This is a genomic window from Nonomuraea sp. NPDC001831 (assembly GCF_042892035.1).
GTDB lineage: Bacteria > Actinomycetota > Actinomycetes > Streptosporangiales > Streptosporangiaceae > Nonomuraea.
The window spans coordinates 1-25,922 of the sequence record NZ_JBIATU010000033.1; the positions used below are offsets into that span (position 1 = coordinate 1).

The following is a 25,922-nucleotide window of genomic DNA, read 5'->3' on the forward strand; positions in this document are numbered from 1 at the left end:
CGCTTCGACAAGCTGGCCAGCCGCTACCTAGCTGGCGTCACCATCGCCTCACTCATGCTCTGGCTCCGGCAAGCCGAATTGTCAGACACCCTCTAAGCCGGCGGCAATTGATGTCCATGGGTGTCGCCGCGAGCGTTGGCATGAACATCGGTCATCCGAAGACAGCCTCACCAGCCGGCGACGCCACGCTCCTGGCCGCATCCCGTACGTTGTTCGACAATTACCGCCAACTCGGCCAGGCGGCCGGCCCTGGAGCGTTGCTGCCCGCGCTCATCGCGCAGACGCACTCGCTGCGGGAGCTCTCCGCCCGTACGGGAGCCCATACTCGCGAGGGCCTTCTGCGGCTGGCATCTCGCTACGCCGAGTACACGGGCTGGATGATGCAGGAGGCCGGCAACGACCAGGGCGCGCTGTGGTGGACCCGCCACGCGGTGGAGCTCGCCGCGGCGGGCGGAGACCACGACCTGGCCGCGTACGGCCACGTCCGGCACGCGCTCGTCACGCTGTACCGCGACGACGCCGCACAGACGCTCGATCTGGCCAGGCAGGCGCAGCATTCCAAGCTGCCTACGCGCATCCGTGGCCTGGCTGCGCAACGCGAGGCGCAGGGTCACGCGCTCGCGGGTGACTACGACGCCTGCATGCGCAGCCTGGACCGGGCTCGCGCCCTGCTGACCACACCGGCATCGCAGTCGGACGGGCCGCCCATCATCGGCACCACCAACCTCCCCGATCCGGTCGCGATGATCACCGGTTGGTGTCTGTACGACCTTGGGCGTCCGGGCGAGGCGGCTGAGGTGATGAGCGGGCAGATGGCGCTGGTGCCACCTCATGCGTTACGGACCCGCGTTCGCTACGGAATGCGTCGCGCGCTCGCCCACGCCATGGCAGGCGAGCTGGAACACGCCTGTGATCTGGCTGAACGGCTCCTCCCCGCCGCTGCGACGGTCGACTCGGCCACCATCACCATGGACATGCGTGCTCTCGCGCGCACACTCGCTCGCCACCCGAAGAACGCGGCGGTGCGACGGGTTTCCCCTGAACTCAGCACGGTTCTGCGATTCGTCAACTCCAAGTAGACCCACGTGGGGGGCGTCAGTGACATACGAGGTGTTCATCAACTACCGCACGGGCGACGGTGAGAAGACCGCTGCCCTGCTGGAAGAGAATCTTGCGCACCGCTTCGGGAACGAGCACATCTTCCGCGCCTCTAATGCCATCCCGCCCGGCGCGACGTACCCGGAGGCGTTGCTCAGAGCGGTACGCCGCAGCGGTCTCGTCCTGACCGTCATCGGACCGAACTGGTCTAATCACCCACGACTCCATGCTGAGGACGACTGGGTACGCAAGGAGATTCAGGAGGCGTTCACCTGCGGCATAGAGGTGATCCCGATCATCGAGGGCCGCACGACCGAGCGGCTCGACCCCGCCGACCTCCCGGTGCCGCTGCAGCGGCTCGCGGACGTCCAGTCGGTCCGGCTGGACGTGCAGCACGACCTGCCATCGGGCCTCAAGCGGATCGGCGACATACTCGCCGCCAAACTGCCACGCCTCAAGGCTGTCGACCGTACGCCACGGCGGGAGCCGGAGGCGGGCGATGTGCGCAACACGATCGACGAGGCACACGGGAACATCGTCCAAGCCGGGAGTTTCACCGGTGACGCCGGCACGATCTCCAAGGGCAGCCATGGCCCGACCCACTTCGGCTCCGGGGATATCAACCAGCACTCCCCACGCATCTCGGGGGCGGGGGCCATGTACATCGCCCGTGACAATCAGGGCGGGATCCGGCAGAACTTCGGCGATACGCGTGACAAAGAGGAGGAGGACGATAACCGGTGACCGGGCCGATCCATGCGGGGAGCGGAAACCTTAACTATTTCGAGGCGGCGACGCAGAGCCGGGACCCGCGGTTCGCCTTCATCGAGGAGTTGGATTGGCTCTGGCGGCGCTTTGTCCATCCGCCGGGGTACGGCAAGGCAAACGACCTCCTCGAATTCCATCGGACAGTACTGCTGAGCGGTGAGCCCGGCAGCGGCAGGGTTGCCACGGCAAAGGCTCTCCTGCGTGGCTTGTCGTCAGGCGACGAGCGCTTCCACGAGCTGGCCTGGCAGGGGGACGAAGATACCGGAAGGTATCGGCTTGAGCCCGCTGCCGTCGGTGACGACGACCGCGTATGGCTGGACCTGACACAGCTCGACGATCGGGGCTGGCGCGAGTTCCAGGATGAGCTGTCCTCAGTACGCAAGATGATCGCCGAGCGTTCGGCTCTCCTCGTGGTCGTATTGCCGGGCAAGGACGGGCACGAGGTCTGGCCGGAGTTCACCCGGCTCCACGCCGGGATACGACGGCCGAACGCGCACGAGGTGCTCCGCCGACACCTGCGGATGGCGGAGGTGCCTGATGCGGTGAGCAGTCCTCTTCCGGAGTTCCTGCGAAAGAACCCGCCACTTCGGGACGTTGCCCGGTTCGCCGACTTCGTCCGCCTTGCATATCTCAAGGATCCACGTCGAAATTACGAGGCTTGGTACAAGGCAGCGGAATCCGCACGCACTGGACACGATGCCGCAGTGGCTGAAATGGTTGCCAAGCTGCGTTCCGGCCCCGAACGCGCTCTGCTTCTCGCCTCCGCCATGTTGCATGGCGCGCACGTCGACCATGTCTATGACGCCGCCATGAAACTCCTTTCGACCGTATCGTATGCCGACGAGAGCCATCTTTTGGAGCGTTCCGATCTTCTGGAGAGCCTGAAAGGCATTGGTGCGGAGCTCGACGATCGGGGGCACGTACGGTTTGAGGAGTTGGGGTACGACGCGGCGGTCCGCGCCCATTTCTGGCACCACATGCCCGAGCTGCGGAGCGGCATTCGGCAGTGGGTCGGGAAGATGATCGACCGTACTGACTTGGGGGACAAGGCCCGGGACTTCCTCGTCGAGCACTTCGCTGATCAGTGCCTGCACCCCAGGTACCGGCAGATACTGGTCGACGCGGTGGCCGAATGGACCGGCGGGGCGACTGTCTACCGTCGCCAGGTAGCAGCGGACCGTGCATTGCAGCAGGCGCTCAAGGACGAGCAGCACGGCGGCTTTTTTCGCAAGCAGATCTACAACTGGGCGACCGACGATCATCTCTCCGAAGCGTTGTCCGAGGTCGTCATCATGATGTGCGTCAAGGTCATTGCCCTCAGTCATCCAGATCAGGCGATCGTGCGGCTTCATCACCGGGCCAGGAGGGAGAGCCGCAGCAACGCCCGCACCGCGCTGCTGGAACTGGTCTCCGGAGACCCGTGGTTCCGCTGGCTGCTGCTCGCCCGGCTCACCAAGCCGCTCGAAGGAAGTAGGAAGGAGTACGAACGAGACCCCGGTCTCTTCCTGGAACTCGTCGACCCGGTGGCGTTCACCACCTCTGACGACCACAACCGACCGCTGGTCGCGGAAGCGGAAGTCCGCGACATGCTGGCCAACGGGTGGCGACGGGTATTCCTCGAACTCGACGAACCTGCCTGGCAGGGGCAGATGCGGCGATGGCTCGTCGTGGCCTGCCACGACGATCGTCACCGCAATTCCCTCATCGATGTGCTCGTGTCCGCCGGCGACCAGCGCAGGACGATTCTTGGCCGCCTTTACTCCGAGGCACGCGCAGTGTCCCGATCCGCAGAGTGGTCCGCCGCCTTCCTCGATGTCGTCCTGCGCAAAATCTCCATCAGTCAAGGCCTCCGGATCCCCTGATCAACAGTGTGGAGGGCATCATGAGTTCGGGCCGTAACACGGTCATGGTCTACCTTTGCGTCATTGGCGCGCTCGTGCTGGCCGGCCTCATCGCCTTCGCCCCTCGGGCGATCTGGCTGTCTGTCATCGCGTTCGCGGCGGTGATCGTGCTCATTGCGCTCGGCAGGTTCGGCAGGTTCGGCTGGAGACACTGGTCGGCGAAGGCGCCGGTACAGCCCGAGCCCGTGTACGAGCCTCCGCCGCCGCCCCCGATCGCCCCACGGGAACAGCGCATCGACCAGGTCCCGCTGCCCAGCCAGGAGGCCGATTACGACTTCCTGTTCTCCGCCGTTGTGCTCTGGACGCCGGTCCATCCACTGTGGAACGAGAGGCAGGTGAACCTCGCGGCACTGGCCGTGGACGCGATCCTCACCCGCGCGAGGGAAGTCACCGAACGCCGGGAGCCGGGCCGCGCCCCACTGGTCGCGCACGAACTCGGCGGGATCCTGGGCACCATGCAGAAGGACCCCACTGGCCACGTCCTAGCCATGGCCGAATCCGTGCAGGTCACCCTCAGCACTCAGGACCAGGAACGGCTCGACAAGCTGGCCGAGGTACGCAAGGACCAAGTGGTCTGGGAACACGGCCGTAAATACGAGCAGAGCAAGCGCGAATACCTCGGCGAAGATGTGCTCAAGGACACCGGCAGCGCTGTTGTGTGGTGGCTCGTCAAGAACGATGACCAGGTGGAGAAGACGGTGAGCGACATCGGCCTGCTCGCCACGCTGTCCTCCGCGGCCAACAACAAGACGGTGCCGGCAGGGACCGACTACTTAGTCGATTCTAAGTCTTCGATGAATGGAGCATCGCCGGTCGACGACTTGGCGGCGTTCTTGCACTCCCTCGATCTAGACGGGGAGCGCGATCTCTTCGCACACCAGATAGCACTGCTGGTGCGGAACTACGGCCGGCCAGAGGTAGCGGAGGAGATCGTACGCCGATTCGACCTGACCGAGCCAGACCCTGAAAAGCCTGAGCAGCCCTGGAACGACGAAACGTGAGGAAGTCATGGAAGCAGAGCTGGTGGCGCTGGCAGCATCCGGTGCATCGACGCTGATCACCTTGATGGTCTCCGATGCCTGGGCCCAGACAAAAACGCGGCTCGCCGCCGTCCTGGGCAGGACCGGCGACGAGAGAGAGACGCTGAGAGAGCTGGAAGCCTCCCGGGCCGTGCTCGTGAGCGCGCTGGCAGAGGCAGACGATGCAACGGTGGCAGCAGTCGAAGGCGAATGGCGAGCCCGCCTGTCCCAGCTGCTCCTAGCGGACTCGAGCTGCGTCGAAGATCTGCACTTCCTGGCGCCCGTACCTGGCTATGCGGTGCACAACAACATCACAGGGCGGGTCCAGGCTGGCTTGCTCATCCAGGCCGGACGCATCGAACGATCCACTTTTCACACACTGCCTGAGCAGACGGCCTAAGCATTTCGCGCGCGCTGAAGGGGTGTTCACGAGGGTCACGTCCACGGACGTGGTGTATGAATCGATCTTCGCGTGATCCTGTTTCTGCAGGTTAAGCGGTGAGTGTCTGTGGGATCTGGTTCTGGGCGGGTGTGTCGCCCGGGATCACCCGCATCCGGGCTTTGGCCAGCACGTCCAGGCCCATGTAGCGGCGAGCTTCGGTCCATTCGTCGGTCTGCTCGGCCAAAACGGCGCCGACCAGGCGGACGATCGCGGCCCGGTCGGGGAAGATGCCGACCACGTCGGTGCGGCGGCGGATCTCCTTGTTCAGCCGCTCCTGTGGATTGTTGGACCAGATCTGTTTCCAGACCTCGCGGGGGAAGGCGGCGAAGGCCAGCAGGTCCTCGCGGACGCCGTCCAGATGCTCGCAGGCGGCCGGATACTTGGCCTCCAACGCGTCGATCACCCAGGCGTGCTGGGTGCGGACCTGCTCGCTGGTGGGCTGGTCGAAGATGGTGCGCACCAGCGTGGCCACCCACGGCTGCGCCGATTTCGGAACGGTGGTGAGCAGGTTGAGCAGGTAGTGGGTGCGGCAGCGCTGCCAGGCCGCGCCCGGCAGGCTCGCGCCGATCGCCTCGACCAGCCCGCGGTGCGCGTCGGAGACCACCAGCTGCACCCCGGACAGGCCGCGCGCGACCAGGCCGCGCAGGAACGCCAGCCAGCCCGCGCCGTCCTCGGCCGAGGTCACCTCCAGCCCGAGGATCTCCCGCTGCCCATTGGCGTTCACGGCGGTGGCGACCAGGGCGTGCACGTTGATCGTGCGGCCGCCCTCACGCACCTCCTGCGTCAGCGCATCCAGCCACACGAACGTGTAGGGGCCGGCGTCCAACGTCCGGGTGCGGAAGGCCTCGACCTGCTCATCCAGGGTCTTGGCCATCTGGCTGACCTGGCTCTTGGAGATGTGTTTGATGCCGAGCTGCTCAACCAGCTTGTCCACCCGCCGGGTGGAGACGCCGAGCAGGTAGGAGGTGGCCACGACGCTGATCAGCGCCTGCTCGGCACGGCGGCGCCGCTCCAGCAGCCAGTCGGGGTAGTAGGAGCCGCTGCGTAGCTTCGGGATCGCCAGCTCGATCGTTCCGGCGCGGGTGTCCCACTGCCGGGCCCGGTAGCCGTTACGGGAGTTGGTCCGCTCGTCGCTGCGCTCGCCGTACGGCGCCCCGCACAGGCCGTCGGCTTCGGCCGACATCAACGCCTCGGCCATGGTCTTCACCATGGATCGCAACAGATCCGGGTCCTCGGTCTCGATCTGCTTCGTCAGCCATGCAGCGGGCGTCACACTGTTGTCTGCGGCCATCGCTTTGATCTCCTTCTTGTTCGCACTCGAAGGATCACGCGATGGCCGTGTTCATTTCACGGCCGCCACGCTTGTGACCAGGTCAAACTCGTACACCACACCCGTGGACGTGGCCTTCACGAGTGTCCTTTGCCTGCACCGAAGCAGAGTCGGGAAGATCGCTTCTCGAGCCAACACTGACCATTTCCGGGTTCGCGCGTATCCATCGAGGATGGGTGACGGCCAAAGCGAGACTGCTTGGGAGCTCCGAATACCTCAACCCGGTGCATCGGTGAAATGTCAGTGGTCGGTCGTAGCCTTCAGGCAAAGGCTGAAAGTCGCTCGCCCGAGTCAGAGTGAGGAACCCGCAGTGGCGATCAAGACGGTGTTCTATTCGTTCCACTACGAGCGCGACGTGAACCGCGTCCAGCTCGTCCGCAACATCAACGCACTAGAGGGCCAGCCGCTGCTCAACGCTCAGGACTGGGAGACAGTGCAGCGGCGCGGCCAGCAGGCCGTCGTCGACTGGATCGACGAGCAGATGCGCTACAAGCGCGCAGTCGTGGTGCTCATCGGTCAAGAGACGGCCAGCCGTCCCTGGGTGATCTACGAGATCGAGAAGGCGTGGAAAGAGAAGAAGCCGCTCGTCGGGGTGCGCATCCACGGTCTCTCGTCGTTCGGCAGCGCGGACCGCGAGGGTGCCAACCCGTTCGACAAGGCGTCCAGCGTTAGCGGCATCCCAGTGTTCGACCCGACGGTCAAGGACTGGCGCGGAGACATCGACACGAGGGCGACGTACTTGAAGCTCGCCGACAACCTGGAGGGCTGGGTTGCGCAGGCGAAGGTCCGCATGTGGTGAGTGAGACGTGCGAGTTCTGCGAGATTGTTGGCCGTGACGATCCCGACGTCCGGGAGGTGTACCGGGATGAGAACGTCGTGGCCTTCTTCCCTACCGAGCCTGCGGTCCTCGGCCATGTGCTGGTCGTTCCTCGCAGGCACATGCCCGACATCTGGGGACTGAAGCCCGATGAGGCAGGTCAGTTGGCCAGAGCCGCCCTACTGCTCGCCGACGCGATCCGTGATGCGGTGAGGCCGGAGGGCCTCAACGTCATCCAGTCGAACGGCGAGGCCGCGACGCAGACCGTGCCCCACCTCCACGTTCACCTCGTCCCCCGCTGGAAGAACGATGCGATGGGACCGATCTGGCCTGCTGAGACGGACTACCCGGAGAAACAGAAGGAGCGCACGATGCTCGACGTCCGGGACGCGGTGCAGCGGCTCATGCTCTCGGTCGAGCCACCGATCGCTCCGGAGGACAGGCGCAAGCACCTTGACTACATCCAGGCCGTGGTGACGCGACAGTCAGCAGCTTCGGCGTCAGCGAAGGGGTGGCTGCTGCCCATCGTCACCGCCACGTTCGGCTTCGCGCTCACACAGCACTCATGGCCACTGGCCGCCCTAGGCATGGTGGCCGTGGTGCTGTTCGCCTATCTCGACGCGAACTACCTCCGCAGCGAGAAGCAGTTTCGTCGGCTCTACAACACCGTCGCGAGGTCGAGCCGCAAGGTGCCTCTGTTCACGCTAGACCCAGTCGACGCCGACGAGCCGCTCCCCAATGATGCCCCTGCGATGTCGAAGTGGAAGAAGGCGCTCCGGACGTACGTGCCCGACCGGTCGATCTGGGCCTCGTGGTCTATCGCCCCGTTCTACATCGCGCTGCTGCTTCTGGGAGGGGGAATTTTGATCGTGTCAGCATCCTGAACCCACTGCCGTCGCCATTGCGCCGGGACAGCTTCATGGTGGCACTTGCCAGGTAGGTTCGTGACACCGCCAAGATTTAGCAGGAGGGGCGCTGCAGACTCTGGCCGAGATGGCCCTCATCGCCTTCGGTAACCCGAGCCAGGGCACGCTTGGCCTGGCGTCGCAGGCGCTCACCTGACGACCCGGGCCGAGGTCTCGTCGTGGTGCAGCACCGGCGCGGCCCGCAACGCGTCCTTCAGTACGGTCTCGAAGCCGTCCAGCCGGTCGGAGGCCGGGGAGCCACAAGACGGCTCCCCGGAGCTAAAGATCGGCCAGGTAGCTGTCGGGGGTTTTGTCGAACCGGAAGGCCAGCCCACGCCACTCCTTGACCCGATTGACGCACCGTTCCACCGCGTTGCGCTCCTTGTGGAGATTCCGAGCATGGCGGACCGGGCGGCCTCCGCGTGAGCCACGCTTCTTGCGGTTGGCGGCCTGGTCGGCCTTCTCCGGGATGACCGCCTATCCCGCGCCAGCGCAGGTAGGCGCGGTTACCGCGGGAAGAGTACCGCCTTATCGGCGGCCACCGCGCCCGGCCTGGTACGCGGACGGCCGATGAGCAGGCGGATCCTGATGCGCTCCAGCACCGCACGAAACTGCCCGCTGTCTCCGGCCTGATCGGGCGTGAGCACGAAGGACAGCGGCTGGCATCGCCGGTCGGCCGACAGATGCACCTTGCTGGTCAGCCCGCCCCGCGAGCGACCCAGCTGGGCCGCCTTAAGCCGGAACCGGTGCCGCCGTCGCAGGCGCCGGCGTGCGATTCCCTCCTCGTCGTCGGCGCCATCGCCATAGGCGTTTTGCCCCTTTGGCGCAGCCCCTTTTCCTGCTCGGCCGCTTCCTGTAGCGCTGCGGCCAGCTCGCCGTCCAGCGCCATCCCAGCAGCGTGATGGTGAGCGCGGGCCGTGGTGGAGTCCGCACTGATCAGGTCGAGGTCGGCCTGCCCGCGAGCTGCGGCCTCAGTGATCATCGCCTGCATCAGCCGCTCGAACACCCCGCTCACCGCCCAGGAGCGGAACCGGTCATGGACCGTGGACCAGGGCCCGAATTCGGCGGCGGGCACGTCCCACCACGGACTGCCGGTACGAAACCGCCACATCACCGCGTTGAACTGCTGCCGCAGATCAGGGATCGGACCTCGCTCACCCAGCGGCAGGTGAGGCTCGATCAAGGACCATTCCTCATCGGTGATGGGGTCTCCACGCGCAATGGCGAAGGCCTACCAGGAGCGCAGACCGAAGCGCGGGCAATCCCTTTGATCTCAACTCCGTACAGGCTCAAGTCGTGCACCTTTCCGGGTGTCGTCGCTTTCAGGGGGTCACTTGGCGCGCCTCACAACATCATGTCCTGGATGGCCGGTATGACGGTTCACGGCGAGCTCCGGTTCGTCGACACCCAGATCGCGCTCGACCTGGATCTCGAGGGCGCCGTGCTCGTAAATCCCGGTGGGGCCGCACTTGACGCACGCGCTTGTAGGCCGCCGAGCTCGCGCTGCTGCCCGGCCGCGATGTGGACGGGGGGTCATTCTCGAACACATCCGAGTGGGGCTGCTGCGTAACGACCTCTGCGGGGTGGGCCTGGCGGGACCGTCATTGTCGCCGGAGCAGCCCGCGTACTGGCAAGTGTGGGCTTCAAGCGGAGGTAGCGCACGTATTTGGCAGGATTAGGCTGGCTGTGTTCGCCCCATGCCGCGGGACCGGCAGCGGGTACCGGCGAACGTGGCGGCCTAAAAATGTGGCCGACCTGGGGAAACGTCATCAAGATCATCCCGCGTGTGTCCCCTGATCATGGTCTTACGGTTGCATGTAGGCACCGTCTGCTGCATACGAAGGACATAAAACAGAAGACCTGCGGCTGTGAAACCGCAGGTCAGGGGCCTGAAATGCCGATCTAGGTGAGTGCCCCCGGCAGGATTCGAACCTGCGGCACCCGCTTTAGGAGTCGGATGATCCTGCGCGTCCCCTTGCGTCCCTGACCAGGCATGATGCTATCGCGCGGCGCGATGCGGGTGCTGTCTGGGAAGGTATTGGGAAAGATCATGACGTGAGAGCGGCCAGACATGAGGCAGGAGCCACGGGCGGTGCCAGTTTCCGGGAGTCAGGTGCACCCCTGACGGCCCGCGATGGCTCTGAGCCACCGTAGTGCTGGGACTGTATGTCATTCCTCATCGTGTGGAGCGCGTACGGGTGTCACCAACGGTGCACTCCGGCAGCCTCAACAAGGGTCAGCGCCGCGCGTAGCGGTGATGTCGCTGGGAGCTGGGGGAGAGCTCCCAGCCTCTCCTGCCCCTCGCCCCTGTCGGTTCTCCGCTAGTCATCGAGCGGACGGATGTGATGTCTCAGCCGGTTGCCCATCCGGCGATCACGCGCAAGGCCCATGCGAAGCCTCGTTAGGCCCACAAGCACCCGCAGAGGCACGGCCGATGTCTGGCGGCGGGCAAGCATCGCAAGGGGCGCCGTAGCCCATGCAGGTGGTTCGAGTGCTTCAAGGGGCGAGTCTGCAGAAGTCTGTTCAGCGTTCACCGCTGACTGACGGGGTGAAGCTTGAGCTGACCCGCAGTCCCGTTCTGCGTGGGCTACGTCAGTTGACGTAGCTGCTGCGGCTATTGCGTGGTCTACGTCATTTGGCGCATTCGGTGGAGGCAGCAGGAGGTTTAGCGTTCCGGTCATCTCCCCATCGAGCCGGGTCGGAATCCCGGGGGATCGGAGGCAATGTCGTGAGCGAAGTGAAGAACATCGTGCTGGTGCACGGTGGTTTCGTCGACGGATCAGGCTGGCAGGGGGTGTACGAACACCTGACCGCCGATGGCTACCGGGTGTATGTCGTGCAGAACCCCACCCTGTCCCTGGCCGACGACGTGGCCGTCACCCAGCGGACCCTGGACGCTCTGGACGGACCGGCCGTGCTGGTCGGGCACTCCTACGGTGGTGTCGTGATCACCGAGGCCGGCACCCACCCGAACGTCGCCGCCCTGGCCTACATTGCGGCATTCGCGCCGGACAAGGGCGAGTCGGTGAACACCTTGATCGCCGACCCTCCGCCCGGTGCGCCGGTGCCGCCGATCCTGCCGCCGCAGGACGGCTTCCTGTTCCTGGACAGGGAGAAGTTCGCCGGGTCGTTCGCCGCGGACGTCCCGGACAGCCTGGCGGCGTTCATGGCCGACTCGCAGGTGCCGTGGGGCGTGGACGCGCTCGCGGGCGCGGTGTCGGAGCCGGCCTGGCGGATCAAGCCGTCGTGGTACCTGGTCGCCGCGGACGACCGGATGATCCCGCCGCCCGCCCAGCGGGCGATGTCGGAGAGGGCCGGGTCGACGGTCACCGAGGTGGCGGGCAGCCACGCGGTCTACGTGTCCAACCCCGCCGCCGTCGCGGCCGTCATCGCTCAGGCCGCGACCAGCATCACAGTCTGAGCCCGCCGTTTCCTCCGGCACCACCCGATTGCCCGTCCTGCCTGCTGGCTCCAGGCGGGACGGGATCACGCAATTCCCCTTGCAAGGAGTCCCGTCATGCTTTCTCGTCTCTTGTTCACCCGTCGCCGGATTCTCGCGTCCGGGGCCGCGGTGACCACCGCGGCGGCGCTCCTCGCGCTGCCCGCTTCGACCGCGTCGGCCACCGGCAACACGAAGGTGAAGCCGACCGTCGTGCTCGTCCATGGCGGCTTCGCCGACGCGTCCGGCTGGAACGGCGTCATCGACCGGCTCCGCAAGGACGGCTACACGAAGATCATCGCTCCGGCGAATCCGCTGCGTGGCCTCCCGACGGACGCGCCGTACCTCGCGTCCGTCCTGAAGTCGATCGAGGGGCCGATCGTGCTGGTCGGTCACTCGTACGGCGGGGCGGTCATCACCAACGCCGCCGCCGGGAACAGCGCGGTCAAGGCGCTGGTCTTTGTCGCGGCGTTCGCGCCGGACGAGGGGGAGCAGCTCGGAGACCTGCTCGGGAAGTTCCCCGGCAGCCTGATCGGCGACTCCGTCCAGGGGGTTCCCTATCCGCTCGCCGACGGCGGGGCCGGTGTCGACCTGTACCTGCGGGCCGACAAGTTCCGGGCCGCGTTCGCCGCCGATCTGCCCAAGGCCACCACCGACCTGATGCAGATCACGCAGCGGCCGTTCGCCCAGCAGGCCCTCACCGACGTCACCACGGCCGCCGCCTGGCGGACGATCCCGTCGTGGGCGATCGTCGCGACCGAGGACAAGGCGATCCCGCCCGCGCTGGAGCGCTGGTTCTACAAGCGCGCCAAGTCTCACGTCATCGAGGTCAAGGGCGCCTCGCACGTCCCGATGATGAGCCACCCCGACATCACCGCGAAGCAGATCGAAGCCGCGGCCAAGGCGACGGACTGATCGACGGCTGCGGGCCTCGCGCCGGAGCGGGGCCCGCCTCCGGGAGCGGGACAGGAACGCGAGGATGTCGAACATGACGGACCTTCGAGAGCGTGACGCGGCGCTGGTACTGGCCGCCCAGGCCGGAGAGGCCGCCGCGGTGGGTGTGCTCCTGGATCGGCACCGGGCGGGCATGCGGGCGGTGGCGTTGAGTCTTCTGGGGCCAGGTCCCGACGCTGAGGACGTGGTGCAGGACGCGGCGCTCACCGCGTTGCGGCGGATCGGGGACATCCGTGACCCGGAGGCGGTGGGCCCCTGGTTGCGGATGATCGTGCGGAACCGGTGCCGCGGCCTGCTGCGCGAGGCGCGGCGGGTCGAGCCCGTGGCTGAGCCGCCGTTGGCGGGCCACGACGCCGATCTGGGCCGGGCGTTGGACGACCACGCCACGCGGACCTGGGTGTGGGAGGCGATCGAGGCGCTCTCTCCCACGTTGCGGCTGCCGCTGATCCTGCGTCACTTCAGCGAGGGCGTGACCGGTTATGAGGCCATCGCCCAGGTGTGCGGCGTGCCGGTGGGCACGGTACGCAGCCGGCTGAGCCAAGCCCGCGCCAAGCTCCTCGACGCTCTCGCCGGCACGGCGCAGAGCGCGTACAGCGGTCTTCGATCACGGACGGAGGCGAGCTGGGCGGAGGCGCGCGACACCCTGACCGCCGCAGAGAGCGGGCGGTTCGGCGCGCTCCTGCGAGGTGAGTGGTCCGCCGAGGTCGCTCTGATGAGTGGAGCCGCGCGGATCGGGGGTGCTGCGCTGCTGGAACGGGCGATGGACCGCGACCTGTCCGCCGGGGTGCGGCAACGGCCGGTCAACGTGGCCGCGTGCCGGACGCTGGCGGTCTGGGAGATGGTCATCGACAATCCTGCGGACGATCCCGCGCACTGCCCGCCGTCGGTCGCCTGGATCATGCACCTGGACGGCGGCAGAGTGACTCAGCTGCGGCTGCACCACCCGCGCCCGCTCCGGCCCGCGGCCGTTCCCGCGGAGCTCCTGGGCATCTGGCCCCATGAGGAGCGAGTGTGATGTAGATCACCTCCTGCCGATCGAACTTTGAGGTCGCGCCGACATCTTGCCGGTGTCCCTGCCCCCAGATTTCGAGTCGGGAGTCCTGATGACCGCATCCACCCCAGAGCCTCTGTCCCAGGGCCTCCACTCCTTCACGGCCGAAGGCCTGACGGTCGCCTTCCACGTGCACGGCACCGGCCCGATCTGCGTGGCGCATCCGGGAGGGCCCGGCTTCACGTGGGACTACCTGCGGATGCCGGAGCTGGAGAGACACCTGACCATGGTCTACCTGGAGCCGATCGGCACCGGGCGATCGGACCGGCTGCCCGCCCACCCGCACGGCTACACCCGCGACCGCTATTCGACCGTCCTCGAACGCCTCCTCCGCCACCTCGGCCGCGGCCCGGTCCACCTGCTCGGCCACTCCCACGGCGGCTTCGTCGCCCAGTACCACGCCGTCCACCGGCCCGGCGGCCTCGCCGGGATCATCCTGTACGAGAGCGCTCCGTCAGCGGGCTCGGAGCACTTCGCCGAGGCTGACCGGAGTCTGCGCGCGCTCCTCGCCGAGCGTCCCGACGCCCGCCCGGAGATTTTGGACGTCTGGGAGTCGGTCCCCACGATCGGTGACGACGCGGCCTTCACCCATGCCGCGCGTGCGCTGTTTCCCGCCTACGTCGCCGACCACCGTGCCCGGGAGGAGGAGTACCGGCCGTTCCGGGACGCGATCACCGGCACCTACATCTCTGGGCTGGACACCGACCAGCGGCCTGAACCGTTCGACGACCGACACGACCTGAAGAGTGTCACGATCCCGGCGCTCGTCATCGTCGGAGCCCACGACTTCATCTGCGGTCCCCGCTGGGCGGCCGAGCTCCACCGGCTCCTCCCGGACTCCCGGCTCCTCACCCTCCACGGCAGTGGCCATTTCGGCCATATCGAGGAACCGGCCGCTTTCGCCGAAGGTGTCGTCTCCTTCGTGACCGGAGGCTGGACAGGTTTCAGCCGATGACGGAAGGTCGCAAGATGGACAGGTTCGGCGCGGGGCAGGATCGGGCCGCCGCAGGGCCGAGGCCGCTGGTCGGCCGAGCGGCTGAGACCCGCCGGCTGGAGGAGTTGATCGCGGGAATCGGCAATCAAGCAGGGAGCGCGCTGCTGCTGGCAGGCGATCCCGGTGTGGGAAAGACAGCGCTGCTGAATCATGCCGCCGCTCACGCGGACGAGGCCGACGGCAGGGTGCTGCGGGCGGCCGGCTCGCAGTTCGAGGTCGAGATCTCCTACGCCGCTCTGAACCAGCTCCTGCACCCGTGTCTCGACGAGCTTGTCCGGCTGAGCCCCCTGTTCGGCGACGCCCTCAACATCGCGCTCGGACTGGCCGCCGGGCCGGCCCCGGCCCAGCTCCTCGTGGCCAACGCCGTCCTGGCTCTGCTGGACCAGGCGTCCGCGCGACGTCCGCTGTTGATCATCATCGATGATCTGCCGTGGCTGGACCGGGCGAGTGCCAGCGTGCTCGGCATGGTCGCCCGCCGTCTGGCAGGACAGCGGGTGGGCATGGTCGCGGCTCACCGTACAGGCGAAGCCCACTTCTTCGACCAGGGCGACCTCCCCATCCTCCTGGTGGAGCCGCTGTCGGACGAGGCCGCGGCGGAGCTGCTGGCCGACCGCTACCCGGTGATGACGCCCCGCGTGCGGCGCCGCCTGCTGGAGGCGGCCCTGGGTAACCCGCTGGCCCTGCTCGAACTCCCCGTCTCCCTCGGCGACCTCACTCACGCCGTCGCGGGAACCCTCCCCACCGCGCTCCCGCTGAGCAGGCGCCTCCAGGACGTCTTCGCCACCCGGGTCCTGGCGCTTCCGGCGCAGGCCTTCGACCTCCTCCTCATGGCGGCACTGGACGGAACCGGCGACCTGCGACTGATCCGCGCGATCGCCGCGGCCCGGTCCGAGGACGGCCTGGGCCCGGCAGAACGCGCCGGACTCGTCCACGCCGACGAACCGACCGGCCGGCTCACCTTCCGCCACCCCCTCCTCCAATCGGCCGTCGTCGACCTGTCGACCAGCGAGCAGCGCCGTCTCGCCCACGCCGAACTCGCCGTCCGCCTCGCCGACCGGCCCGAACGGCACGCCTGGCACCTGTCCGAGGCCGCCCAGGAGCCCGACGAGAAGGTGGCCGCCCTCCTCAAACGGGTCGCCATCGCCAGCCTGCGGCGCGGCGATTCCGTCGGCGCCGTCACCCAGTTGCTGCGCTCCGCCGACCTCAGCCCTGTCGGCAAGGGCCGAAGCGGACGCCTGGCCGAAGCGGCCTATCTCGGCATCATCGTCACCGGCGACCTCCACGACGCCCCCCGCCTCCTCGACCAGGCCCGCCAAGCCCAGCCGGGCCCGGACGACATGCTCTCGGTCGCGGGCGCCCGCGCCTACCAGCTCCTGCACGGGGACGGCGACGTCGACACCGCCCACCGCCTCCTCACCACCGCCGTCAGCGAACACCTCGACCCCTGCCGAGGGGATGACATCGTCGTCATCGAGGTGCTCTACACCCTGCTCATGGTCTGCTTCTTCGGCGGTCGAGCCGAGCTGTGGCCGCCCCTCATCGACGCCGTCGACCGGCTCCGGCCGCGCCCGCCCGAACTTCTGGCGATCCTCTCTCGCACCTTCAGCGACCCCGCCCGCCTAACCTCGGACTTCCTCGACCGCGCCGACGCCGCCGTCGAGAGCCTCGACCACGAAGTCAGCCACGCCCGCATCATCCGCACCGGCACCGCCGTCGCCTACCTCGACCGGCTGTCGGCCTGCCGCGAACCGCTCCAGCGTGTCATCCAGCACGGCCGCGAGGGCGGAGCCGTCACCTCGGCCATCGAAGCACTCTTCCTCCTCGGGCAGGACGCCTTCCACACCGGCCGCTGGGATGAGGCCCAGCAGCACATCAACGAAGGACTCAAACTCTGCGACACCCACGGTTATGGCCTGCTGACCTGGCCCGGCCGACTCATCGACGCCCTCCTGGCCGCCGCCCGCGGCGACTTCCAGCGCGCCGCCGACACCGCGGATCACATGGACGCCTGGGCCGGGCCCCGCCGCGCCGGAATCATCGGCGCCTACGCCTCCCACATCCGTGGCCTGACCGCCCTCGGCCAAGGCGACTTCGACGCCGCCTTCCATCACGCCGCAGCCATCAGCCCGCCCGGCACCCTCAGCCCCTACGACCCACACGCCCTATGGGTACTCGGCGACCTCGTCGAAGCCGCCCTCCACAGCGGACGTCCCGGCCAAGCCGCGGCGCACATCGCCGCAGCCCATGAACTCGACCTCGGCCGGCTGTCCCCACGGCTCCGCCTGGTCATCCTCGCCGGTGCGGCCATCACCGACGCCGACCCCGACACCGCGGCCCTCGAAACCGCCATCACCGACCCAGGGAACGATCGCTGGCCCTTCGACCTCGCCCGTGTCCAACTCGGCTACGGCACCCACCTGCGCCGCGCGAAGCGCGCCGTCGACGCCCGCCGCCACCTCACCGCGGCCACCCAGGCCTTCCGCCGCCTCGGCGCCACTCCCTGGGCGAACCGAGCCGATCGCGAGCTCCGCGCCACCGGCGCCACCGTCCCCAAGAACGCCACCGGCCTGGCCACCCTCACCCCGCAGCAGCACCAGATCGCCCTGCTCGCCGCCGCCGGCTACAGCAACAAGGAGATCGCGGCCCGCCTCTTCCTGTCCCCACGTACCGTCTCGACCCACCTCTACCAGGTCTTCCCCAAACTCGGCATCACCTCCCGAGCCGCCCTCCGCGACGCCCTCACCGACACGGCAGACGAATGACCAGGCGCCGCGAAGTCATGCCGTGAAGGACGAGCCCCTCGGACCGCCCGATCCCACCCGTGGTGCGACGGTCCGAAGGCCGGTAGCGTGCCGGCTGTGACGCTCGCCGGAGGGAATGCGGACCGGTCGTATGGGGACGGCACCTTGCTGGGCCGCGAGCACGAACTGAAGGTCGTCGGGGAGTTCGTACGGCGAGTCGCGGCGAACGGCGATGCCCTCGTGCTCTACGGCGAGGCTGGTGTAGGCAAGACCGCGCTGCTGGAAGCCGCCGAAGAGGCGGCCGTGACACGAGGGATCCCGGTCATCCGGACCGCCGGAGTCGAAGGCGACACGGATCTGGCCTATGCGGCCCTGCATCGCCTGCTGACGCCGTTCCTCCCACGGCTTGATGAGTTGAACCCTGCCCAGCGCGGCACGCTGGCCACAGCGCTTGGACTCGACGACGGGCCGCCTCCCGATCGGCTGGCCGTGTCCAACGCCGTGCTGTCACTGCTCATGCTCGCCCGAGGAGAGGGCACACTCCTGGTCATCGTGGACGACCTGCCGTGGCTGGACCGCATGAGCGCGGCCGTCCTGGCGTTCGTCGCGCGGCGTCTCGACGGACCCCGGATCGGCCTTCTCGCGGCCTTCCGCACAGGCGAGTCGAGCTTCTTCGACGGCGGCGGGGTCACGACCCTCGAAGTGATGCCGATCGGCCGGGCCGCCGCGGCCGACCTGATCGATCAGCGGTTCCCCGGACTGGCACCGCGCGTTCGCCAGCAAGTGTTGGAGGAAGCGGCGGGAAATCCCCTGGCGCTGCTCGAGCTGCCCGCGCGCGTCGTGGATCGGCGCCATGAACGGCCGACGGCCCCGATGACGACGCTGAGTCAGCGGCTGGAGCACCTCTTCGCGGCCAGGGTCGATCCGCTCCCCGCCGCGACCAGGGATGCCCTGCTCCTCGCGGCACTCGACGCGACCGGTGACTTGGGCATCCTCGTCGCGGCCTTCGGAGCGGGCGCCATCGACGATCTCGCCCCCGCGGAGCGCGCCCAACTGATCCGGGTGGAGGCCGAGCGTGGCCGCCTGACGTTCCGGCATCCGCTGATGCGATCCGCGGTGATCGCGATGTCCACTGACCGGGAGCGGCGCGGCCTGCACGCGGCGATCGCGACCCAGATGCCGGACCAGCCGGACCGGCGTGCCTGGCATCTGGCCGAGGCGGCCGAGGCTCCGGACGAGTCGATCGCGGCGCTCCTGGAACAGACCGCCGACCGGGCCCTGCGTCGAGGCGACGCCGTCGGTGCGGTCTCCGCCTTGCTCCGCGCGGCGGATCTCGCTCCCTCGGGCGCGGATCGCGGTCGCAGGCTGGCGCGTGCTGCCTATGTCGGGGCGGAGATGACGGGCGACATCGCCAGCGTGCCCCGCCTACTGGCCGACGCCCAGGATGCCGACCCCGGCGGCGCCGCCACGCTGGCGGCGGCCGTCGCGACGGCCGCGTACCTGATGAACAGTGAGGGAGACGTCGACGCCGCGCACAGGATGGTCCTCGGCGCCATCGCGATCCGCGAGATCCTGGACGGCGATGATCACGGGCTGATCGAAGCGTTGTGGTTCTTCATCGCCATCTGTGTCTTCAGCGGCCGGGCCGAGCTGTGGCAGCCGCTCGACCACCTGCTGAAGCGCTTCAAGCCGCCGCCTCCGCGCTACCTGATCGTGCTGGCCAAGACGTTCGGCGATCCCGCCCATCAGGCGTTGCCGGTGCTCGACGAACTCGACGACCTGATCAGCGGGTTGAACCAGGAGCCAGATACAGCCTACGTGGCCAGGGTCGTCGTGGCCGGAGCCTACGTGGACCGGCCGCGTTCCTGCCGCGGGCCCATGCGGAAGGTCATCGAGCACGGCAGGGAAGGCGGTGCGATCACCTCACAGCTCCAGACCCAGGTCGTCCTGGCCAACGACGACTTCTTCGCCGGCCTGTGGAACGAATCACTGGAGTTGTGCGAGGAGGGCGTGCGGCTCTGTGACGAGCACGGCTACGCGCTCTTCCGATGGCTGTTCGTCCATCAGGATGCGGTGATCGCCGCCGCGCAGGGCCGTTTCGACCACGCCCAGGCCGCCGCCGAGGCGATGACCCGCTGGGCCGCGCCGCGCGGGGTCGGACTCCTGCTCGCCTACGCTCACGGCATCGACGCCCTCCGTGAGCTGGGCAGAGGAAGGTACCAACAGGCCTTCGCCCACGCATCCGCGATCAGTCCCGCCGGGACACTGCGGCCCTACGTCCCCTACACCCTGTGGACCGCTCTCGATCTGGTCGAGGCGGCGGAGCGGTCCGGCTCACTCACCGAGGCCGCCCGGCATGTCGCCGCCCTCCAAGAACTGGACATCCCCGCGTTCTCCCCACGCCTGGCGCTCGTCACCTCGGGAGCCGCGGGCATGGTGGCCCGCGAGAGCCGGTTCGCCGAACATTTCGAAGAAGCGCTCGCCGTCGCCGGAGCGGAGCAGTGGCCCTTTGAGCAGGCCCGGATCCAGCTGTCCTACGGACGACGCCTCCGCAACAGCCGCGCCACCGTGGAGGCGCGCAGGCAGCTGAGCGATGCCTTCGACGGCTTCCAACGGCTGGGTGCCGCGCCGTGGTCCGCCCTGGCGGGCAGGGAACTGCGGGCGGTCGGCGGCACGCCAGGGAGGTTCGACGCCGGCGGCCCCGACGCGCTGACACCGCAGCAGCGGGAGATCGCGATGCTGGCGGCAGCAGGTCTGACGAACAAACAGATCGCCGAGCGGCTTCTCTTGTCGCCCCGCACGGTCAGCACGCACCTCTACCAGATCTATCCCAAGCTCGGCGTGACGACCAGAGCCGGACTGCGGGACGCGCTGAACGGGGACGAACCCCGGACAGGGTGAGGCATGCCTACCGCGATCTGCGTCATTTGACGGAATCGGCGGGGTCGCCGTCGGGCCTACCCTGGCGACAGGGCGCGGGAGGAGGCGAGCGTGCTGTACGGCCGGGACGGCGATCTGTCTGCCATCGGCGGATTCGTCGAGGCCGCCGTCGACCAGGGCGGCGCATCCCTCATGATCACCGGAGAGACGGGAGTCGGCAAGAGCGCGGTCCTGCACGCCGCGGCGACCCGAGCGGCGGCCGGCGGATTCCGAGTTCTCCGGGCCTGCGGAACGCCCTTCGAAGGGGACCTGCCCTTCGCGGGGCTCCATCAGCTTCTCCATTCCCTGCTCGACGAACTCACCCGCCTTCCCGAGCGGCACCAGGGCGCTCTCACGACCGCCTTGGGCCTGGCCTCCGGGCCGGCGCCGCGGCAGCGCGCCATCGCCGACGCCACCCTGGCCATGCTCCGGCACGCCTCGCGCCCCCGGCCCCTCCTGCTGGCGATTGACGACCTTCCTTGGCTGGACTCCGGAAGCGCCATGGTGCTGCGCTCGCTCGATCTGGCGGGCACCCGGATCGGGATGCTGGCCGTCACGAGGGACACTCACCAACCGAGAGCCCCGCGCGTCCACGACCTCGCCCCGTTGGACGACCAGTCGGCCTCCGCGCTGCTTGCGGACCGCTTCCCCGACCTGCCCTCCCCGGTGCGCCGACGCCTTCTGGCCGAGGCCCGCGGCAACCCCTTGATCCTCCGGGAACTGCCGACCGCCCTCTCCGCGGACCAGATCTCCGGATACGCACCGCTGCCGCGGTTCCTTCCACTCAGCCAGCGCCTCCAGGCGATCTTCGCTTCCAGAGTCGCCGACCTCCCTCAGACCAGTCGACAAATACTGCTGTTGGCGGCCCTGGACGGCAGCGGAGAAATCGCGGCATTTCAGTCGCTGCTACCCGGCCAAGTGGTGACCGAAGCCCTGCGGGACGCGCGCGAAGCCGGACTGATCAACCTGGATCCAGCGGCGGTGCGCCTGACCTTCCGCCATCCACTGATCCGCTCCGCCGTCCTGGAGCTGTCCACGGCCGCAGAACAACGCAAAGCTCACGAGATGCTCGCCACTCGGCCCGACGGAGACGAGGACCGCCGCATCTGGCATTTCGCGGAAGCGGCGATCGAGCCGAACGAGCACGTCGCCTCCCTGCTGGAACGGCTGGCCCACCGGACACGAGAACGTGGCGACCTCACCGGTGCCGTCGCCGCGCTCACCCGGGCCGCGACTCTCAGCCCGGACCGTCGCGACCGCAGCCGCAGAGCAGCCGAAGCCGCCTATCTCGGCACCGACGCCACGGGAAACCTCCGCGACGCGCCCCGCCTCCTGGAACACCTGCCGGCCAGCGGCACCGACGCCGCCTCGTTGATGACCGCGATCGCGACGGCCCAGCACCTCCTGTTCAGCGGCATCGGCGACGTCGACGGGGCGCACGGGCCGCTGGCCAAGGCCGTCGACGCCGGGCTGACCCAGCCGGACATACCGCGCGAGATCCTTCATGAGGGCCTGTACACGCTGACGTGGATCAGCGGTTTCGCCGCCCGCCCGGACCTCTGGACGCCACTCCGGCTCGCCACCACGCAGCTGGCTCCGCCAGTCCCGGATTCCTTGTCACTGCTCATCAGTTGCTTCGCCGATCCCGCGCTTCACGACCCCGGCCGACTCGATGACGCGATCGCCCGGCTCGCCGCGGCCGGCCCCGTCGAAGTGATCCGGATCGGCATCGCCGCCCAGTACGTCGGCCGTCTGGAGGAATGCAGAGCGGCATTGCTGCGCCTGCTGGAGGACCGCCATGCGGACGAGCACCTGACGCTGGCCATCCACGCCATGAACCTCCTCAGCCGGCACTGTTACGAATCCGGCGCGTGGGATCAGGCCGCCCACCTCAGCGAGGACGGGTTACGGCTCAGCCGCCGGCATGGCTACCACCTCCTGGCTCAGATGTTCCTCCACCGCCAAGGCATGCTCGCCACCGTGCACGGTGACACCGACCGGGCAGGAGAACTCGCAGATGAGATCACCCGCTTCGCCGCGCCCCGCCGCCTCCAGCTCCTCCGCATCCTGGCCGCCGAGATCAGAACGCGGGCCGCTCTCGCCAGAGGCGATTACGAAGCGGCGTTCCTGCACGCGACCTCGATCGCGCCCGCAGGCGACCGCGCGCATCTCCAGGGGCCCGCTCTGTGTCTGGTCCCCGACCTCGTCGAAGCCGCCGTCCGCTCCGGCCGCCCCACCGAGGCCGAAGCCCACGTCGCGGCGCTGAACCGGGCCCACACGGCCGAGCTCTCCCCGAGGCTGGCCCTGATGACCCATGGTGCGACGGCCATGACCTCCGCCGACGACCGTTTCGAACAGGCTCTGACCCTGCCCGAAGCCGCAACCTGGCCGTTCGACCTGGCGCGCATCAGGCTCTTCTACGGCGAACGCCTCCGACGCCTCAAGGCCACTCAGTCGGCCCGCGACCACCTCACCGCCGCCCTCGCGACCTTCACCCGGCTCAACGCCGCCCCCTGGGCCGAACGAGCCCGCAGCGAACTCCGGGCCACAGGACTTCTCCCCGCCCCGACCGGCGACACCCGCCTCTCACCCCAGCAACACGAGATCGCGACACTCGCCGCCGCCGGCATGACCAACAAACAGATCGCCCAGCGCCTGAACCTGTCCCCGCGCACCGTCTCCACCCACCTCTACCAGGTCTTCCCCAAGCTCGGCATCACCTCCCGCGCTTCTCTCCGCGACGCACTCCAGCACCCCGGGAATCCGCCCTGACCGGCACCACGATCGCCTCACCGCATGGTTCGCCCGTCAGTGAGCGCCCCCTGCCGCGACCTTCAGCTGGCACCTGATAGCGGCCCTCGGCCTGTAGCGCGGCCACCGTCAGCCCCAGATAGTCGCTGGTCCAGGTCACGACCGCGTTGGTCCGCATGGTCAGGCGCCATGCCTGCTCACTCTGCCCGGTGAGGTGCGGGCTGTGGAAGGCGCCGCCGGAGCGTAGCGCAGTTCGCGGCGCAGCGCGTGCAGGCTCTCGCGCTTGTCCAGCTGCCTGGCGATGCGCCGCCGGCAGGCCTCGCCGAACAGGTAGCGGGCGGGGTAGACGGTACGGAGAATCACGCTGTACTCCTTCAGCGCCGCCGCCATCGCGTTCTGCCGAGAGGAGGCCGACAGCTTGCCCACGATCCTTTGAGGACCTGACGCAGGCCGCTACGGAACAGCTGTCCAGGTCCACGGTCTGGAGCCGTGCCGGCCACGCAGGCACGCCAACCTCAGCAACACCTCGTCATGCCGAAGCGGATTCTCGGCGGCCACCTGGGCGGCCATGCAGGTCATGCGGAACTCGCGGATGTCCCGGAGCGTCTCGAACCCTGCCCATGCAGTGACGTCTCGCCCGTACGTCCTCGCGAAGGTGTCGTAGTCCTCGGCGGTGATGCCGGCCAGGGTGAAGGCTTTCACTGCTGTGGAGGTCAGGTCCCATTCAGGCGGGCCGATTGAGCAGCGTTCCAGGTCGAGCAGTACGGCCGTGTCGGCATCGGTGCTCACCACGTTGCCTATCCATGCGTCGCCGTGTACGACCGTTTCCGGCAGGCCCTCGGGCAGGTCCACGTAGCGTGCCTTCAGCTCGTCCAGGTGGGTGCGCATCCACGCCCGGTCTGCCTCGGTGAGGGTGATGGCACGGTCGATTCGTTCGGCGAGTCGTACGAACGGGTCCAAGCGGCCGATGTCGAAGTCGGTCGGTGGGGGGAGGTCGTGGAGGCGGCGTAGCGCGGTTGCGACTTTGAGGGCCGTCCCGTGTCGGTGGGGTGGGAGTTCTTGCCACCAGGTGACTGCTCGGCCGTCGACCTCGATGGGCTGGTCGATGTCTGGCCATGCTTGGACGGCGGGTACGTGGTTGGCTTTGAGCCAGCGTGCCACTGCTACCTCGCGGGCTGCGGCGGCGACCTGGTCGCGGCGGGAGATGCGGGCGACGATGCCGCCGGGGAGTCGGAAGAGGGCGTTCTCGCCGAGGCGCATCAGCTCGGCGCCGGATGGGTCCAGGCCGGCGCGGCGGCTGGCTACGTCGAGGACGGTCCACGCGGCCGTTTCGGCGTCGCTGGTCTGGGTCATGTCTGGACGGCCTCCCGGATCCGGTGACGGAGCAGGGCCACTGGTGTCCGGGTCTTGTGGGGGAGGGCGAACTTGGCGAGTTCCTTCATGTCGTCCTGGGCGCGGCGGGAGCGCACGGTGCCGGCGTCGGTGACGGCTCGTCCTCCGATGGAGGCGGCTTCCTCGGGATCGCCGGTTGCCATGGTGAGGGAGGCCAGCTTGATGCCGCTGATCGCGCGGGAGCGGACGTAGGCGGGGGTGTGGCCGGCCACGGCGTTCGCCAGCCTCGTCGATGCCTCGCCCAGGTACCTGTTGTCGATCGCGTCGCCGGTCGGCTTGCCGGTTGTTGTCCTGTCGATGATGACCAGGTCGAACAGGGCGTGGCCGGTGTCGCCTGAGTGCTGGGCGGCGTCGTAGTAGCGCATCCAGGGCTGCTCTTCGCCGGGGCGGATGTGGTCGTATTCCGTGTCCGCCTCTGCGATGGCCTTCAATGCTTCCTGTGTCCGGCCCAGCTTGGCGAAGGCGCGTGCCTGGGCTCCGCGCAGCATGGCTCGTTCGGCGGCTGTCAGGCGGTCGGCTCGTACCATCGCGAACTCGACCAAGGTCAGCCCGTTGTCGGCGTCGCCGCACCAGATGGACTGTCGTGCCATGGAGGAGAGCACTTTGGCTCGGAGGTGCCAGTCGTTCGCCTGTTCGGCGCAGGTGAGTGCGAGGGCGAACATGCGGCGAGCGTCCTCGTGGGCGTAGGCGTCGAAGGCCATGAACGCGGCGGCGTGGGCCAGCCAGCCGACTGCGGCGTACAGGGGAGCGTGCAACTTGGACGGGCAGCGGGACTGCTTCAGGAGGCCGACCGCGAAACGCAACTGCCCGACGACGGCCTCGCGCACCAGGCCGCCGCCGTAGGTGTGGTCCCAGGTGGTGAAGACGTGGGCGATGTTGCGGAGTTCGGCGATGTCAGATGGCTGGATGACGGACGGTGCCGCGATGGCCTGGGCGGGCAGGGCCAGCTCGGCGAGGGGGATGGCGGCGGCTGCCCCGAGCGCAGTGCGAATGAAGCCTTTGCGATCCACATCTGTCACGGTAACGACCGAGTTGGCACGCCGGGATCTGTTGAAGCCCAGGTCCCTGTCACGTTCGGCGCCGAGAATGGCACGGAACGCTTCCCGGTAGTGAGCGTTGGGCCAGCGCACTTCGCCGCGTTCCAGCTTGCCGATGTACTCCTGGGTCAGGCCGCCGTGTCGGTGGTGGTTCTCGAACAACCAGGCGTTGACCAGGTCTGCCAGCTCCTGGCGCGAGGCGTGCTCGCCGGGGTCGGCAGGGGATGGCAATCGCTCACGCGCCTGCTGCAATAGCAGATTCGGGTCTGACATTGGCTGCCTCCCTCTGAGCGCATCGTCGCATAGTGGTGCGTCCGCGGCCCCACCTAACTGACCGAGATCTGACCGTGGTCTGACTCTTGAC

18 protein-coding genes and 1 pseudogene are annotated in these 25,922 nt (G+C 68.3%); 14 read left to right on the top strand and 5 right to left on the bottom strand.

What is annotated here, in order from left to right; genetic code table 11:
- Positions 1–116: 116 nt before the first annotated feature.
- The 5 genes from ACFYYW_RS48305 to ACFYYW_RS48325 are packed head-to-tail and all read left to right on the top strand — an operon-like array spanning position 117 to position 5,186.
- On the top strand, positions 117–1,079 hold the full coding sequence (locus ACFYYW_RS48305) for a transcriptional regulator (protein ID WP_387661153.1): 963 nt from the start codon (positions 117–119) through the stop codon (positions 1,077–1,079).
- Between the two features lie 31 nt (positions 1,080–1,110).
- Entirely contained in the window at positions 1,111–1,842 is a 732-nt protein-coding gene (locus ACFYYW_RS48310; RefSeq protein ID WP_387661156.1) for a TIR domain-containing protein, read from the top strand.
- Entirely contained in the window at positions 1,839–3,728 is a 1,890-nt protein-coding gene (locus ACFYYW_RS48315) for a hypothetical protein (protein WP_387661159.1), read from the top strand. The genes ACFYYW_RS48310 and ACFYYW_RS48315 overlap by 4 nt, the downstream gene beginning before the upstream one ends.
- A gap of 20 nt (positions 3,729–3,748) precedes the next feature.
- Positions 3,749–4,768 carry a hypothetical protein gene (locus ACFYYW_RS48320; RefSeq protein ID WP_387661162.1) on the top strand — a complete coding sequence of 340 codons (1,020 nt, stop codon included), beginning with the start codon at positions 3,749–3,751 and terminating at the stop codon, positions 4,766–4,768.
- Positions 4,769–4,775: 7 nt separating this feature from the next.
- Entirely contained in the window at positions 4,776–5,186 is a 411-nt protein-coding gene (locus ACFYYW_RS48325; protein ID WP_387661165.1) for a hypothetical protein, read from the top strand.
- A 91-nt stretch (positions 5,187–5,277) separates the two neighbouring features.
- Here the strand turns inward: ACFYYW_RS48325 and ACFYYW_RS48330 are convergent, their stop codons facing one another.
- The gene (locus tag ACFYYW_RS48330; protein ID WP_387661168.1) at positions 5,278–6,519 is read right to left on the bottom strand and encodes an IS256 family transposase; all 1,242 of its coding nucleotides are present in this window, start codon (positions 6,517–6,519) and stop codon (positions 5,278–5,280) included.
- A 349-nt stretch (positions 6,520–6,868) separates the two neighbouring features.
- Here ACFYYW_RS48330 and ACFYYW_RS48335 point away from each other — a divergent pair, with 349 nt between their 5' ends.
- Complete coding sequence (locus ACFYYW_RS48335; protein WP_387661171.1) at positions 6,869–7,357, top strand: TIR domain-containing protein; 489 nt, start codon at positions 6,869–6,871, stop codon at positions 7,355–7,357.
- On the top strand, positions 7,351–8,259 hold the full coding sequence (locus ACFYYW_RS48340) for an HIT family protein (RefSeq protein WP_387661174.1): 909 nt from the start codon (positions 7,351–7,353) through the stop codon (positions 8,257–8,259). The genes ACFYYW_RS48335 and ACFYYW_RS48340 overlap by 7 nt, the downstream gene beginning before the upstream one ends.
- 300 nt (positions 8,260–8,559) lie before the next feature.
- On the opposite strand, the pseudogene ACFYYW_RS48345 reads toward ACFYYW_RS48340, so the two are convergent.
- Positions 8,560–9,484, bottom strand: a pseudogene (locus ACFYYW_RS48345) (IS5 family transposase).
- Positions 9,485–11,008: 1,524 nt separating this feature from the next.
- On the opposite strand from ACFYYW_RS48345, the gene ACFYYW_RS48350 reads away from it, so the two are divergent.
- The 7 genes from ACFYYW_RS48350 to ACFYYW_RS48380 all read left to right on the top strand — a co-directional run bounded on the left by ACFYYW_RS48350 (position 11,009) and on the right by ACFYYW_RS48380 (position 23,150).
- Positions 11,009–11,701 (top strand): alpha/beta fold hydrolase, encoded by a 693-nt coding sequence (locus ACFYYW_RS48350; RefSeq protein ID WP_387661177.1) that lies wholly within the window; start codon positions 11,009–11,011, stop codon positions 11,699–11,701.
- A gap of 96 nt (positions 11,702–11,797) precedes the next feature.
- Entirely contained in the window at positions 11,798–12,634 is an 837-nt protein-coding gene (locus ACFYYW_RS48355; protein ID WP_387661179.1) for an alpha/beta fold hydrolase, read from the top strand.
- 73 nt (positions 12,635–12,707) lie between these two features.
- Positions 12,708–13,688 carry an RNA polymerase sigma factor gene (locus ACFYYW_RS48360; RefSeq protein WP_387661182.1) on the top strand — a complete coding sequence of 327 codons (981 nt, stop codon included), beginning with the start codon at positions 12,708–12,710 and terminating at the stop codon, positions 13,686–13,688.
- Positions 13,689–13,776: 88 nt separating this feature from the next.
- A complete protein-coding gene (locus tag ACFYYW_RS48365) occupies positions 13,777–14,679 on the top strand; it encodes an alpha/beta fold hydrolase (protein ID WP_387661185.1) in 903 nt (300 codons plus the stop codon).
- Positions 14,680–14,693: 14 nt separating this feature from the next.
- Positions 14,694–17,480: an ATP-binding protein gene (locus ACFYYW_RS48370; RefSeq protein WP_387661269.1), complete on the top strand. Its 2,787-nt coding sequence runs from the start codon at positions 14,694–14,696 to the stop codon at positions 17,478–17,480.
- Positions 17,481–17,576: 96 nt separating this feature from the next.
- Positions 17,577–20,360, top strand: coding sequence for an ATP-binding protein (locus ACFYYW_RS48375; protein ID WP_387661188.1), 2,784 nt, complete (start codon positions 17,577–17,579; stop codon positions 20,358–20,360).
- Between the two features lie 90 nt (positions 20,361–20,450).
- Positions 20,451–23,150, top strand: a complete 2,700-nt coding sequence (locus ACFYYW_RS48380; RefSeq protein ID WP_387661191.1) for an AAA family ATPase — start codon at positions 20,451–20,453, stop codon at positions 23,148–23,150.
- A 159-nt stretch (positions 23,151–23,309) separates the two neighbouring features.
- Here the strand turns inward: ACFYYW_RS48380 and ACFYYW_RS48385 are convergent, their stop codons facing one another.
- Genes ACFYYW_RS48385 through ACFYYW_RS48395 form a run of 3 tightly spaced genes read right to left on the bottom strand, consistent with a single transcriptional unit; the run spans position 23,310 to position 25,831 of the window.
- A complete protein-coding gene (locus ACFYYW_RS48385; protein WP_387661194.1) occupies positions 23,310–23,555 on the bottom strand; it encodes a Tn3 family transposase in 246 nt (81 codons plus the stop codon).
- Positions 23,556–23,582: 27 nt separating this feature from the next.
- Positions 23,583–24,482 (bottom strand): phosphotransferase family protein, encoded by a 900-nt coding sequence (locus tag ACFYYW_RS48390; RefSeq protein ID WP_387661197.1) that lies wholly within the window; start codon positions 24,480–24,482, stop codon positions 23,583–23,585.
- Positions 24,479–25,831, bottom strand: coding sequence for a hypothetical protein (locus ACFYYW_RS48395; protein WP_387661200.1), 1,353 nt, complete (start codon positions 25,829–25,831; stop codon positions 24,479–24,481). Before ACFYYW_RS48395 ends, ACFYYW_RS48390 begins: the two co-directional genes overlap by 4 nt.
- Positions 25,832–25,922 lie beyond the last annotated feature (91 nt).